Source organism: Dactylosporangium sp. CS-047395 (assembly GCF_050942185.1).
GTDB lineage: Bacteria > Actinomycetota > Actinomycetes > Mycobacteriales > Micromonosporaceae > Dactylosporangium.
On sequence record NZ_CP192015.1, the window covers coordinates 10,522,468 to 10,536,272 of the forward strand.

At 70.7% G+C, this 13,805-nt stretch carries 10 protein-coding genes and 1 pseudogene; 4 read left to right on the forward strand and 7 right to left on the reverse strand.

What is annotated here, in order from left to right:
* Positions 1-3: 3 nt before the first annotated feature.
* On the reverse strand, positions 4-1,221 hold the full coding sequence (locus ACQP00_RS49070) for an ABC transporter substrate-binding protein (protein WP_433210849.1): 1,218 nt from the start codon (positions 1,219-1,221) through the stop codon (positions 4-6).
* A gap of 363 nt (positions 1,222-1,584) precedes the next feature.
* Between ACQP00_RS49070 and ACQP00_RS49075 the strand changes: the two genes are divergently transcribed.
* Together ACQP00_RS49075 and ACQP00_RS49080 are read left to right on the forward strand one after the other, a co-directional pair.
* Positions 1,585-4,236, forward strand: a complete 2,652-nt coding sequence (locus ACQP00_RS49075) for a sensor histidine kinase (RefSeq protein ID WP_433210851.1) — start codon at positions 1,585-1,587, stop codon at positions 4,234-4,236.
* Positions 4,233-4,652 carry a roadblock/LC7 domain-containing protein gene (locus tag ACQP00_RS49080; RefSeq protein WP_425556692.1) on the forward strand — a complete coding sequence of 140 codons (420 nt, stop codon included), beginning with the start codon at positions 4,233-4,235 and terminating at the stop codon, positions 4,650-4,652. The genes ACQP00_RS49075 and ACQP00_RS49080 overlap by 4 nt, the downstream gene beginning before the upstream one ends.
* Positions 4,653-4,704: 52 nt before the next feature.
* Here ACQP00_RS49080 and ACQP00_RS49085 read toward each other — a convergent pair whose 3' ends face one another.
* Together ACQP00_RS49085 and guaB are read right to left on the reverse strand one after the other, a co-directional pair.
* Complete coding sequence (locus ACQP00_RS49085; RefSeq protein WP_433052321.1) at positions 4,705-5,823, reverse strand: GuaB3 family IMP dehydrogenase-related protein; 1,119 nt, start codon at positions 5,821-5,823, stop codon at positions 4,705-4,707.
* Positions 5,824-5,881: 58 nt separating this feature from the next.
* The gene (guaB, locus tag ACQP00_RS49090; RefSeq protein ID WP_433210853.1) at positions 5,882-7,381 is read right to left on the reverse strand and encodes an IMP dehydrogenase; all 1,500 of its coding nucleotides are present in this window, start codon (positions 7,379-7,381) and stop codon (positions 5,882-5,884) included.
* A 122-nt stretch (positions 7,382-7,503) separates the two neighbouring features.
* Here guaB and ACQP00_RS49095 point away from each other — a divergent pair, with 122 nt between their 5' ends.
* Positions 7,504-7,896: a DUF5319 domain-containing protein gene (locus ACQP00_RS49095; protein ID WP_433210855.1), complete on the forward strand. Its 393-nt coding sequence runs from the start codon at positions 7,504-7,506 to the stop codon at positions 7,894-7,896.
* A gap of 82 nt (positions 7,897-7,978) precedes the next feature.
* Here the strand turns inward: ACQP00_RS49095 and ACQP00_RS49100 are convergent, their stop codons facing one another.
* Entirely contained in the window at positions 7,979-8,737 is a 759-nt protein-coding gene (locus ACQP00_RS49100) for a helix-turn-helix domain-containing protein (protein ID WP_433210857.1), read from the reverse strand.
* Positions 8,738-8,917: 180 nt separating this feature from the next.
* Here ACQP00_RS49100 and ACQP00_RS49105 point away from each other — a divergent pair.
* Positions 8,918-9,283: pseudogene (locus tag ACQP00_RS49105) on the forward strand (WhiB family transcriptional regulator); the annotation flags it as partial.
* Positions 9,284-9,423: 140 nt separating this feature from the next.
* Here ACQP00_RS49105 and ACQP00_RS49110 read toward each other — a convergent pair.
* From ACQP00_RS49110 to groES, 3 genes are all read right to left on the reverse strand, one after another.
* A complete protein-coding gene (locus ACQP00_RS49110; RefSeq protein ID WP_433210859.1) occupies positions 9,424-10,932 on the reverse strand; it encodes a molybdopterin-dependent oxidoreductase in 1,509 nt (502 codons plus the stop codon).
* Between the two features lie 755 nt (positions 10,933-11,687).
* A complete protein-coding gene (gene groL / locus ACQP00_RS49115) occupies positions 11,688-13,328 on the reverse strand; it encodes a chaperonin GroEL (protein ID WP_433210861.1) in 1,641 nt (546 codons plus the stop codon).
* Between the two features lie 95 nt (positions 13,329-13,423).
* The gene (groES, locus tag ACQP00_RS49120; RefSeq protein WP_433052340.1) at positions 13,424-13,738 is read right to left on the reverse strand and encodes a co-chaperone GroES; all 315 of its coding nucleotides are present in this window, start codon (positions 13,736-13,738) and stop codon (positions 13,424-13,426) included.
* Positions 13,739-13,805: the final 67 nt, after the last annotated feature.

The following is a 13,805-nucleotide window of genomic DNA, read 5'->3' on the forward strand; positions in this document are numbered from 1 at the left end:
GCGTCAGAGGTTCTGCGCCTGCGTGATGGCGAGCTCGGCCGGGTGCACGACCATGTACCCGTTCGACGTGCGCTGCTCGACCACGCCCGCGGCGAGCTGGTTGACGCCGTTGCCGTCGAACCGCACCCCGTTCCACGGCATGATCGTCTGGGTGGCCGGCAGGGTGAGCTGCTGGACCGAGCTGCGCACGGCCTGCTTCGAGTAGTCCGTGGCCTGGTCCATCGCCACCGCCAGGGTCATGGTGGCCATGAACGCGTTGGCGGCGACCTCGGTGAGCTTGGTGTGGTACGCCTGCTCGAACATCGCGCCGATGACCTGGGCCGTCGGGTTGCGGGTGGCGAACTCGTTGGACCAGCCCGAGGCCCGCAGCGCGGTCGGATTCTTGACACCGTCGAGGGCCGGCACGGCCGGGCCGATCGCGATCACCTGGGCGGTGCCCTTGAGCTTCACGGCCAGGTCGTTGGCGGCGCTCGCCTCGGCCGCGCTGGTGACGATGGCGAGCACGGCGTCGCCCTTCACCACCAGCCCGTTGGGCTGGCCGGCCTCGCCGCCGGAGAGCGGCACGACCTTGTCCTTGGCGGCGACCTCGTAGCCGGCGGAGAGGCTCAGGTCCTCGATCGAGCCCTTGAGGAGGTTCGCCTCCTCGGTCAGGGCCGGGGTGGCCGGGGTGCCGGCGGCCGTCACGATCCGCTTCACCTGGTTCGGCGTGCCCCGGTAGCGGTAGAGCAGGTCCAGCGCCGCGCCGACCTCGCGCCGGTCGGTCGGCTGGATGCGGAAGTGCCCGGTCCGGCTGTTCGTGCCGAAGGCGTCGGAGGTGCTCAGGGCGTCGACCAGGGAGACCCCGAGCTGCTCGGCGACCCGGCTGGTGACCTGGCTGACCTCGATGGTGTCGGCCAGCACGAGCCCGACGGCGCCGTCGTCGACGAGCTTGCCGGTCTCCTTCTCGATCTTCTCCGGCGCGCTGTCGGTGTTGCTCGTGAGCAGCGACAACTTGGTGTTGCCGTGCAGGCCGATGTTCGGGCCGAGCGGCAGCGGCAGCGGCTTGGTCGGGATGTCGCGGTTGACCACCTCGATGGCGAGCCGGGCGCCCAGGGTGGCCTGCTGGCCGAGCTGGGCGTTGGGGCCGCCGGTGGGCACCAGGAGCCCGATGGCGATGCTCGCGGGCGCGGACGCGGCCGGCTTGGCGTCGCCCGTGCAGGCGGACATGAGTAACGCCGACACCAGAATGAGGGTGGTCACTGCGGGCCGGAAGCCCCGGGTGCGCACGGTGAATGACTCCTCATGAAGCGTTGCAGGTCGGACGGCCGTATCCTTCCCGTCTGATCAATGCGTAGCAAGCCCGCTGTCCGGCTTCGAGTATTGTGACCTGCGCCACTATGACGTGGTTGGACACGGGTCGCAACCCTGGTTTGATAAGTGCCGCACGCTGCTCCGCAGCGCGATGACGCATGCGAAAGGTGTGGAGGGGTGCAGACCTTCGCTTCGCCGCCTTCAACGAGGGCCCCTGCCGTCGTGATGAAGGTGAACAGCCATCGCCGTAGGCGGCCGGGGGAACCGCAACGGCGCAGCGCATCCCTGTTCCGGGTGCGCGACTGGCGCGTGCCCACGAAGCTCGCGGCGGTGCTCGTGCTGCCCGCCGTGGCCTTCCTGGTCATCGCCGGCGTGCAGATCAACGTGTCCGTGCAGGACGCGACCAAGCTGGACCAGTTCGCCCAAGGGGTCAAGGTCGGCACCCAGTTGACCGATCTGATCCACCAGTTGCAGCTGGAAAGGGACCGAACGGTCGGATATCTCGCCAAGTCGACCACCGGCCCGGCGCCGACCGGTCCGAATCCCGACGCGAACGATCTCGCCGCCAGCCAGGGCGAGACCGACGCTGCCCTGCGGGCCTTCTCCGAGCAGGCGCGTCCGCTGCTGCGCAACCCGATCTTCGCCGGGGTGCAGAACCGGATCGGCTCGGACTTCACCGACCTCGGCCTGGTCCGCGACGGCGTGGCCCACCGGTGGCTGCGCGAGGAGGCGGTGTTCGACGCCTACTCGGTGACGATCCAGCACCTCTTCGACCTGGTGCCGGACCGGCCGGACATCGGCGGCGACTCCCAGTCGGTGGCCGAGGTGTCCTCGCTGATGGACCTCGCCCAGGCCAAGGAGCTCAAGGACCAGCTGCGCGGGCGGATCTTCGCCGCGGCCAGCGCCGGCAAGTTCGGGCCCGACGACTTCGAGACCTTCTCGGAGATCCAGGCCCGGCAGGTCGCCGCGGTCGAGCGCTTCCGGGCCTCGGCGAGCCCGCGGCATCTGGCGCTGTACGACAAGAACCTCAAGTACACCGCGGTGGCCACTGTCGCCCGGCTCCAGCAGGAGATCATCTCCCGGGCCCGGGGCGCGCAGGTCGGCGTCTCGGCCGAGGACTGGTGGCGGGCGAGCACGCTGGAGCTGCAGTACATCCGCACGATCGAGCAGCAGATGCTCGACGACGCGATCAACGGCGCAGCCGAGCGAAGCAGCACCCAGCGCACCAACGCGATCGTCGCCACCTCGGCGATCGTGCTGGTCATGCTCCTGGCGCTGCTGCTGTCCTGGCTCATCGGCCGGTCGATGGCGCGCTCGCTGCGCCAGCTGCGGGCCCAGGCCCTCGACGTGGCCCAGCACCGGCTGCCCGAGGCGATCCAGCGGCTGCGAACACTGCCCAGGGGCGAGACGGTCACGGTCGACACAACGACCCGGGTGCGCTCGTCCGACGAGATCGGTGAGGTGGCGGACGCGTTCACCGCCGTGCACCGAAGCGCCGTGAGCCTGGCCGTCGAGCAGGCGGTCATGCGGCGCAACGTCAACTCGATGTTCGTCAACCTGGCCCGCCGCTCGCAGACGCTGGTCGAGCGCCAGCTGCAGCTGCTCGACCAGCTGGAGTCGGCCGAGACCGACCCGGACCAGCTGGCCAACCTGTTCCGCCTCGACCACCTGGCCACCCGCATGCGCCGCAACGACGAGAACCTGCTGGTCCTCGCGGGCAGTGAGGCGACGCGGCGGTGGGCGCAGCCGGTGTCGCTCTCCGCGGTACTGCTGGCGGCGATGGCGGAGATCGAGCAGTACGCGCGGATCCGTCACGACGTGTCCAACGATGTCTTCGTGGTCGGCCACGCCGTCTCCGACATCGTGCACCTCTTCGCCGAGCTGCTGGAGAACGCGACCACGTTCTCCCCGCCCGACACGGTGGTGACGGTGACCGGCTGGCCGGCCCAGCAGGCCCGCGAGGCGACGATCGTCATCGAGGACAAGGGCATCGGGATGACCGAGTCCGGCCTCATCGAGGCGAACGAGCGCGTCTCCAGCCCGATCGCGATCGACGTGGCCGCGTCCGAGCGGATGGGTCTGGTCGTGGTCGGTCACCTCGCGGACCGGCACGGCGTCTCGGTGCGGCTCACGGCGAACGACGACGGCGTCACCGCGTACGTCACGCTGCCCGCCCGCCTGCTCGCCGCCCCGCCGGACGGCGCCGGCCTCTACGGCAACGCCAGCGCGGCCAGCCGGCTCGCGGGCGCGGCCCGGCTGCCGATCCCGGTCGACGGGGGCGGCTCCCAGGCTCCGACGGCGGCGGTCGAGCACACCAGCGACCAGCCGACGGCCGTCATGGCGGCCCTGCCGTCCCGGCCTTCCGATGCCATCGACGAGCCCGCTTCCGACGGTGCGGTTCCCGCGGTGGCCGCGCCTGAGGTGCCCGCGGAGGCGCCGGTCTCCGCGGTGCCGGTGTCGGCCGCCCCGGTGTCGGCCGCCCCGGTCTCGGCGGTGCCCATCTCGGCCGTCCCGGCCTCGGCGCCGCCCAACGGCGGGCCGGTCAACGGCACCAAGCCGCGCCCGGCCCGGGCCGAGGAGATCATCGCTGTCGCGTCCGGTTCGAACGGCGCGCCCGCGAAGGGCACCCGGTGGTGGACGCGCGACGGTGGCGGCGACGCGCCGCGGCCGGCGTCGATCATTCCGGCCCAGCGTCAGCCGGTGACCGCCGGCACGAGCAATGCCGGTCTGCCGATCCGGGTACCCCTGGCGCAGCTGCCCGGTGATCCGAACGAGCCGGCTCCGGCGCCGGAGGATACGCAGCCGGTCACGGTGCCGCACACCGAGCCGGACCCGGCCAGCGTGGGCAGCATGCTCACCCGGTTCTACAGTGGCGTGCATCGGGCCGCGAACGAGGACGAGGTGCCCACGGTGCCGATCAACGAACATCGAGGGAGCACGGCGTGACCCTGAGCCAACAAGCACGAGACCTGAGCTGGCTGATCAACGCGTTCACCGAGCGGGTGCCCGGCATCGCGCATGCCGTGGTGGTGTCCTCCGACGGCCTGCTGGTGGCCGTCTCGGACCACCTGCCCCGGGACAGCGCCGATCAGCTCGCCGCGGTCACGTCGGGCCTGGTGAGCGTGACCAGCGGGGCGGCCCGGATCTTCGACGGCGACGAGGTCAAGCAGACCGTGGTGGAGATGGGCCAGGGCTTCTTCCTGGTCATGTCGATCCGCGACGGCTCGATCCTGGCCACGCTGGCCGGCCGCGAGGCCGACATCGGCGTGGTCGGCTACGAGATGGCCCGCCTGGCCAAGCAGGCGGGCGAGATGCTGACCCCGGCGCTGCGCGCGGAACTGCAGCAGGCCCTGCCCCGCTAGGCAGACGCGAAAGGGGGCCCCGGCACGCCGCCGGGACCCCCTCGCACCTTGCTCACTTGTCGAGAATCAGACCGACCTTCTGGAATTCCTTGAGGTCGCGGTACCCGCACTTCGCCATCGCCCGGCGCAGCCCGCCGAAGAGGTTCAGCGCGCCGTCGGGGTCCTCGGACGGGCCGTAGAGCACCTTCTCCAGGCTGCCCAGCGTCGGCTCGGCCGAGCCGAAGGAGCCGCGCGGCAGCTTGGGGTGGCTCGCCGCCGAGTGCCACCAGGCGCCGCCGGCCGGGGCGGACTCGCTGCGCGACAGCGGCTCGCCGACCATCACAGCGTCGGCCCCGCAACCCAGCGCCTTGGCGATGTCGCCCGAGGTCTGGATGTTGCCGTCGGCGATGATGTGGACGTACCGGCCGCCGGTCTCGTCGAGATAGTCCCGGCGCGCGTCGGCGGCGTCGGCGATCGCGGTCGCCATCGGCACCCGGATGCCCAGCACGCGGTCGGTGGTCGACCACTCGTCGGCCCCGATGCCTACGATCACGCCGGCCGCGCCGGTGCGCATGAGGTGCAGCGCGGTCTGGTAGTTCGTGCAGCCGCCGACGATGACCGGCAGGTCGAGGTCGGCGATGAACTCCTTGAGGTTCAGCGGCTCGTCGGTGGTCGAGACGTGCTCGGCCGAGACCAGCGTGCCCTGGATCACCAGGATGTCCACCCCGGCGTCGAGAATCACCGGCGCGAGGGCGAGGGTGTGCTGCGGCGAGACCCGCACGGCGACCGTGATGCCGCCGTCGCGCATCTCCTTGACCCGCTCGCCGATCAGCTCGGGCTTGATCGGCTCGGCGTACACCTCCTGCAGGCGGGCCGTGGCCGGAGCCTCGTCGTCCAGCCCGGCCAGCTCCTCGAGGATCTTGGTCGGGTCGCTGTACCGCGTCCAGAGCCCCTCGACGTTGAGCACGCCGAGGCCGCCCAGCTTGCCGAGCGCGACCGCGGTGGCCGGGCTCATCGTGGCGTCGGACGGGTGGGCCACGCAGGGGATCTTGAACGGGTACGCGTCGAGCTGCCAGTTCGTGGAAACGTCGTCGACGTCGCGGGTGCGGCGCGTCGGGACGATCGCGATGTCGTCCAGGTGGTAGCCCCGCCGGGCGCTCTTGCTCAGCCCGATCTCGACCACGTCACGCATTGTCAGCTCCTGTTGACTCGGGGGTGTGCGTTCGCGACCCAGCGCTTCGCGCGAAGCGCTAGCGCGAGTGGTAGTTCGGCGCCTCGACGGTCATCTGGATGTCGTGCGGGTGGCTCTCCTTGAGCCCCGCCGCGGTGATCCGGATGAGGCGCCCGCGCTCGTGCATGTCCGGCATCGTGCCCGCGCCGACGTAGCCCATGCCGGAGCGCAGGCCGCCGACCAGCTGCTGGGCGACGGCGGCGAGCGGGCCGCGGTACGCCACCTGGCCCTCGATGCCCTCCGGGACCAGCTTGTCGTCGGCGTTGACGTCGTCCTGGAAGTAGCGGTCCTTGGAGTACGAGCGCGCCTGGCCGCGGGACTGCATGGCGCCGAGGGAACCCATCCCGCGGTACGCCTTGAACTGCTTGCCGTTGATGAAGATCAGATCGCCGGGGCTCTCCTCGCAACCCGCCAGGAGGCTGCCCAGCATGACGGTGTCGGCCCCGGCCACGATGGCCTTGGCGATGTCGCCGGAGTACTGCATGCCGCCGTCGCCGATCACGGGCACGCCGAGCGGGCGACAGGCCCGGGCCGCCTCCATGATCGCCGTGATCTGCGGCACGCCCACGCCGGCCACGACCCGGGTGGTGCAGATCGAGCCCGGCCCGACGCCGACCTTGACCGCGTCGGCCCCGGCCTCGGCCAGCGCCTTGGCACCTTCGTAGGTGGCCACGTTGCCGCCGACCACGTCGACCGAGGTCTCCTTCTTCATCCGGCTGACCATCTCGAGCACCTGGCGGTTGTGCCCGTGCGCGGTGTCGACCATGACGATGTCCAGCCCGGCGTCGATCAGCGTGCGGGCGCGCTTGTAGGAGTCCTCGCCGACCCCCACCGCGGCGGCGACCCGCAGGCGGCCGGCCTCGTCCTTGGTCGCGTACGGAAACTTCTCGCTCTTGGAGAAGTCCTTCACGGTGATCAGGCCGCGCAGCTTGCCGCCGGCGTCGACGATCGGCAGCTTCTCGACCTTGTGCTTGCGCAGCAGGGCCAGGGCCTCGTCCTTGCTCACCCCGACGGGGGCGGTGATCAGCGGCGCGACGGTCATGATGTCGCGCACCCGCACGCCCGGGTCGGACACGAAGCGCATGTCGCGGTTGGTCACGATCCCCACGAGCTGGCCCTCGGCGTCGGTGACCGGCACGCCGGAGATGCGGTAGCGGCCGCACATGGCGTCGACCTCGCCCAGCGTGTCGTCGGGCGAGCAGGTCACCGGGTTGGTGATCATGCCGGCCTCGGACCGTTTCACCAGGTCGACCTGGAGTGCCTGGTCCTCGATCGACATGTTGCGGTGCAGCGTGCCGATGCCGCCCTGGCGGGCCATGGCGATCGCCATGCGGGCCTCGGTCACCGTGTCCATGGCCGAGGACACCAGCGGTATCCGGAGGGTGATGTTCCGGGTGACCCGGCTGGAGGTGTCCACGCCGCTGGGGACCACGTCCGATTCGCCCGGAAGCAGCAGCACGTCGTCGAAGGTCAGGCCCAAAGGCAGCACGTCAGGTCGCGAGAAATCCATGAAGCGCATCCCAGCTCTCGGTCGTCCGGCGGGTGCGTCTCATCGTACTTCCGCCCCGGCGCCGCACCCGTCCGCCATGGCAGAGCCGTGCCCGGGCCCACACCGGGGCCTTTTGGGGATACCGTTGACACGTGCACGAAGAGCCCATCGACCCGTTCGCCGGCGACCCGGCCGATCCCTCGGCCGAGCTCGACGACAGCGGGAACGAAGACCCGTTGACCGCCGCCGAGCGCCAGGACGTTCTCGAGGACCTCGCGGACCTCGAGATCTACCAGGCGCTGCTCACGGCGATCGGCGTCCGTGGGCTCGTCATCGAGTGTGAGGACTGCCACGAACCGCACTACTTCGACTGGGATCTGCTGCGGGGCAACCTGAAACACCTGCTGACGTCGGGTCGCCCACGCGTGCACGAGCCCGCCTTCGACCCCGACCCGGACCATTACGTCACATGGGAGTACGCGCGGGGTTACGCTGACGGAGTCCATGACGCACTCGCGAGTGCGACCGACGACAACGACGGCTGACGTCCAGCAGGCGCTCGTTTAGGTTTGTCGCGCGGCGGGTACCGCTGCGGCATGCCCCGGATGGCCCGCAGCGCTAGCGCCGCTAGCTCACAAGCCCGGCACGGAATGCCGCCGCTACGGCGTGTGCCCGGTCGCGTGCGCCCAGCTTCCGGAACAGCCGGCGAGCGTGCGTCTTGACCGTGTCCTCCGAGACGAACAGCTCACGCCCGATCTCGGCGTTGCTCTTCCCGTCGGCCATCCCGCGCAGCACCTGCAGCTCGCGCTCGGTCAGCTCCACGCGCCGGCGCGGGGGCTCGCCCGGCACGTCGCCGCGCTGCTGGGGCACGCCGGCCCCGGCCACCCGCGCTCCGGGCATCCCGACCGCGGTCCTGGCCGCACCGGGCAGTCCGCGCCCGTTCTGCAGCATCCCGCCCGCCGCCTGGCTGGGCGCGCCCACGCGCGCCTGCAGCACCGGCTCGCCGTTACCGCGGCCCACCTGGCTCAGCACCAGCAGCACCGCCTTGGCCAGCGTCGTGACCGGGTCCGCGGTGTCGACCCGGATGACCGCCCGGGCGCCCGCCGCGATCGCGGCCGCGGCTGCGCGGGGCTCCTCCGTGCCGAAGAAGACCACCGTCGCGCCCGGCGCCACGGCCAGCACGCGGCGGGAGAACTCCGCGCTGTCGGGCCGGGCCAGCGTCGGGTCCGCCAGCACCAGGTCGGCCGGCTGCTCAGAAAGACGCGCCAGGGCCTCGACCATCGTGACGGCGGTCCGCACCGCGTGTGCCACTCCAAGCCGGGCCGCGGCAGCGGCGACCGTCTGTGCCGCGACCTGTGTTCGCACACACACCAAAATCGTACGCACCGTCGTGCTCCTCTCTCTCAAAGAGAGAAACACGAAATGGCGAGATCTAGACGTGGTTTTGCCGCGATTGGCCTACGAGAAATTGACCGACGACATGCCGTTACCTGTGGCGGTCTCGCGCGTTGTACAGAGATTGTGCGACGCGCGAATTCCAGGCCGCACGCCTGGAAGGAGGAGCGAATGACGAATGTGACTCGCCTGCCCGGTCCGATCGCGGACATCTGGGACTGGCAGCGACTCGGCCTGTGCCGCGGACGGGACAGCGCCCAGTTCTTCCACCCCGACGGTGAGCGCGGTGCCTCGCGTGGCCGCCGGGAGACCGCCGCCAAGAACGTCTGCCGGGCTTGCCCGGTCCGCGCGGAGTGCGCCGCGCAGGCTCTGGCCACGCGCGAGCCGTACGGCGTGTGGGGCGGCTTCACCGAGGGCGAGCGGCTCCGCCTGCTGGCCCTGGGCTGGGAGGACGCGTCGGACCGCCGCCACCAGCGGGTGGACATCGCGCGCCTGGAGGCGAAGCTGGGCCTGCGCCCGACCGCGCCGTCGCCGGCCCCCAACCAGGGCGCTCAGCAGCCGCTGCGCGTGGTGCCGGGCCGTCCGGGCCCCACGCACCCCGCGCCGGGCGTGCCGTCGCAGCGCCGGCCGCAGGTGACGGCCGGCAACTCCCGGTCCCGCACCGCCGCCCGTTAGGGCTACTTGACCTCGATACTTATGGAGTGCCAGCCTGTGGCGCCGTCGGGATCCGGCGGCGCCACGGCGTCTGTCTGGGTGTCGCCGCCGTTGTCGGTCGCGCGCACGGTGATCCGGTGCTGCCCCGGCGTGGCCTGCCACTTCAGGGTCCACTGGCGCCAGGTGTCGATCGACGGCACCGGCAGGAGCGTCGCCTGCTGCCACGCCCCGTTGTCGACCCGGACCTCGACCTTGGAAATGCCGCGATGCTGCGCCCAGGCGACGCCGGCAATCGTGATCTCTCCGGCGTGCGGACTGCTCCCGTCGCGCGGCGCGTCGATTCTCGATTCGGTCTTGATCGGGCCCTTGGCCGACCATCCGCGCTTGATCCAATAAGCGTCGAAATCGGCGAACGACGTCAGTTCCAGTTCGACGAGCCATTTCGTGGCGGAGACGTACCCGTACAAGCCGGGCACCACCATCCGCACCGGAAAACCGTGCTGCACCGGCAGCGGCTCCCCGTTCATGGCGACCGCGAGCATGGCGTCGCGCCCGTCGAGCAGCACGTCGGTCGGCGTCCCGGCGGTGAACCCGTCGATCGACCGGCTGACCACCTGGTCGGCCCCGGCGCGCGGCCTGGCCTCGGCGAGCAGGTCGGCCACCCGGACCCCCTGCCACTTCGCGTTGCCGATGAGCCCGCCGCCGACCTCGTTGGAGACGCAGGCCAGCGTGATGTACCGCTCGATCATCGGCCGCTGCAGCAGCTCGGCCCAGCTGATCGTGAGCTCCTTCTCGACCTTGCCGTAGATGCGCAGCTTCCAGTCCTCGGTCGTGAGCTGCGGCGACACCAGCGACGTATCGATCAGGTAGAAATCCTTGTTCGGCGTGACGAACGGCGCCAGATCGGGCACCTTGGCGTCGGCATCGGGCGGCAGCGGCGCCACGCTGTTCGGCGCCACGGTCGGCAGGTTGACCGCCTCCCGGTCCGCCTCGACCCCGCGCCGCGTCGACCACCAGCGCCCGAAGAACCCGACGGCCGCGGCTCCGGCCAGGGTGTACCCGGCCGCCCGCAGGAACCACCGCCGCTCCTCCGCCGTGGCATTGTCGCCCGCCTCGTGCGTCAGCAGCCACCGCAGCACCGCCGCACCCGCCACCGCCCCGACGAGCGTGGGCACAAAGGCATACCAGGGCGAGTTGTGCCTGCTCAGCGCGGCGGCAATGCCCACAACACCAAAGAGCCCGATCCCTATGTACCCCCAGAGCCGCCTCCGCGCCGCCAACACCCCGATCCCGGCGGCGATGGCGGCCAGCACGACGAGGGTGCCGATGGTGAGCGCCAGCTTGTCGTACGTGTAGAAGATCTGGACCGCAAGGTCCTTCACCTCACCGGGCACGCTGTCGATGACCACGCCACCGACACTTACCAGCGGCGACGTGGCGGGTCCGGTGAAGATCGCCACGATCTCGGCGACCCCGAGCGCGGTGCCGGCGGCGGCCAGCCCGGCCAACGCGGCGAACTTACGAGTCTGCACGGTTCCAGCATGCGGCGATCATCCGCAGCGCACCAAGCTGCGTAATGGGTCCCTAATCATTCGCCGCCCCACCCGTGACCTACCCACCACACCGAGCGACGCCTTACCTCCCCCCGACCGCCCCGTCCGCACCGCCTCACCAACCCGCGCCTACGTCAGCTGCACTCCGCATCGCTCTGTCAGCCCAGGCCCACGCGGCAGCCCGCCGGACCGCGCCGCCAACCCGCTCCACGCCCACTACGCCGCACGCGCCGATGGGCTTCGAGGCGTGGCACAGCACCGCCCACTCGCGCGGCCGGCACCTCCGTCGCGCAGCGCCGCATCACCTGCCGCTCGATCGGCGCAGCACCGCCCCATCACGCGGCCAGAGCCCGCCGTCGCGCGGCGCCGCGCCACCCCCCGCCCGTTCGGGCGCAGCACTGACCCATCGCTCGCCACAGCGCCGCCCGGTCGCGCGACACAGCACCACCCCCGTTTGCGCGGCGCGGTGCTGGTGCCGTGCGGAGGCCGTTCCGGCATCAACCGACCGGGTGACAGCCGCTCCCCAGGCGATTTGCCCCACTTCGCCGGACGTCCAAATACGCGCCATCCGAAAATCCGACCAACCCGATTTATGCCCCGTCAGGCGAAAAGTCCGATAAGTCACGGCGCGCCAGCGCCCGACTTATCGCCCCAACCACCCCAGCCCAGCGCCCAAGCAGGAAAAAGAACGGGCCCCAGGCGACCAGCGCCCAGGGCCCGAAAAAGCAAGAAACTCAGAAGCCCGGCCCGTGCGAGTGCCCGTGGCCGTGCCCGTGACCGCCACCGGCAGCCGGCTCAGCCGCCTCCGGCTTCTCGACGATCAGGCTCTCCGTGGTGAGCAGGAGACCCGCGATCGAAGCGGCGTTGGCGACAGCGCTGTGCGTCACCTTCACCGGGTCGACGATGCCCGACTTGACCAGGTCGACGTACTCGCCCGTGGCCGCGTCCAGGCCGTGGCCGAAGTCGAGGGCCTGGACCTTGCCGACCACTACGTAGCCGTCGAAGCCCGCGTTCTGGGCGATCCACCGCAGCGGCTCCACGAGGGCCTTGCGGACGATGCCCACGCCGACCTTCTCGTCGCCGGTGAGGCCGAGGTCGCCGTCGAGGACCGAGGCGACCTGGGCCAGGGCCGCGCCGCCGCCGGGGACGATGCCCTCCTGCACCGCGGCCTTGGTCGCCGAGATGGCGTCCTCGATGCGGTGCTTGCGCTCCTTCATCTCGATCTCGGTCGCGGCGCCGGCCTTGACGACCGCGACACCGCCGGAGAGCTTCGCGACGCGCTCGTTCAGCTTCTCCTTGTCCCAGTCGGAGTCCGAGGCCTCGACCTCTTTGCGCAGCTGCTCGACGCGCGAGGTGACCTCGGACTGGTCGCCACCGCCGTCGACGATGGTGCACAGGTCCTTGGTGACCACGACGCGGCGAGCCGTGCCGAGCTGCTCCAGGCCGGTGTTCTCCAGCTTGTAGCCCAGCTCGGGCGCGATGAGCTCGGAGCCGGTCAGGATGCAGATGTCCTGCAGCATTGCCTTGCGGCGGTCGCCGAAGCCGGGCGCCTTGACCGCGACGACCCGGAAGGTCTTGCGGATGGCGTTCACCACGAGGGTCGACAGGGCCTGGCCCTCGACGTCCTCGGCGATGATCAGCAGCGGCTTGCTGTTCTGGACGATCTTCTCCAGCAGCGGCAGGAGCTCCTCGATGGCGGAGATCTTCTGCGTGGTGATGAGGACGTACGCGTCCTCGAGGACCGCCTCCTGCGCCTCGCCGTCGGTGACGAAGTGCGGGGAGATGAAGCCCTTGTCGAACTGCATGCCCTCGGTGACGTCGAGCTCGGTGGTGAGCATCGAGCCCTCCTCCACCGTGATGACGCCGTCGCGGCCGACGCGCTCCATGGCCGAGGCGATCAGGTCGCCGATGGTGGCGTCCTGGGCGGAGATGGTGGCGACCTGCGCGATCTCGGTGTGGCTCGCGACCGGGGTGGCCTTGTCCTTGAGCGCCTTGACGATCGCGGCCGAGGCCTGGTCGATGCCGCGCTTGACGCCGGCCGGGTTGGCCCCGGCGGCGACGTTGCGCAGGCCCTCGCGGACCAGCGCCTGAGCCAGGACCGTGGCGGTCGTCGTACCGTCGCCGGCGACGTCGTTGGTCTTGGTGGCGACCTCCTTGACCAGCTGCGCGCCAAGGTTCTCGTACGGGTTGGCGAGCTCGATCTCCTTGGCGATCGTCACGCCGTCGTTGGTGATGGTCGGGGCGCCGAACTTCTTGTCCAGGACGACGTTGCGCCCGCGGGGGCCGAGCGTGACCTTGACCGTGTCGGCCAGGTGGTTGACGCCGTGCTCCAGAAGGTGGCGCGCCTCGTCGGAGAAACTCAGGATCTTCGCCATGCTTTGTGGATTCCCTTCAAAGCGACACCGCCCCGGCTGCCTCGCGCCTAACGCACGGGTCCGGGGCGGTGGCCACTGCTTCTAGTGAAAAACGGTCACTTCTCGATGACGGCGAGGACGTCGCGGGCCGAGAGCACGAGGTACTCCTGGCCGGCGTACTTGACCTCGGTGCCGCCGTACTTCGAGTAGATCACCGTGTCGCCGACCTTCACGTCGATCGGCACCCGGTTGCCCTTGTCGTCGATGCGACCCGGGCCCACCGCCTTGACGGTGCCCTCCTGGGGCTTCTCCTTGGCGGTGTCCGGAATGACGATGCCCGAGGCGGTGGTCGTCTCAGCCTCGTTGGCCTGGACCAGGATGCGGTCCTCGAGCGGCTTGATCGCAACCTGCGTCGCGGTAGTCACGGGCATACCCTCCTGGGGTATCGAGCTTGCTATTCGAGAGCCCGGTGAAGCCGTCGTCGCGGGTGCCGGCCCC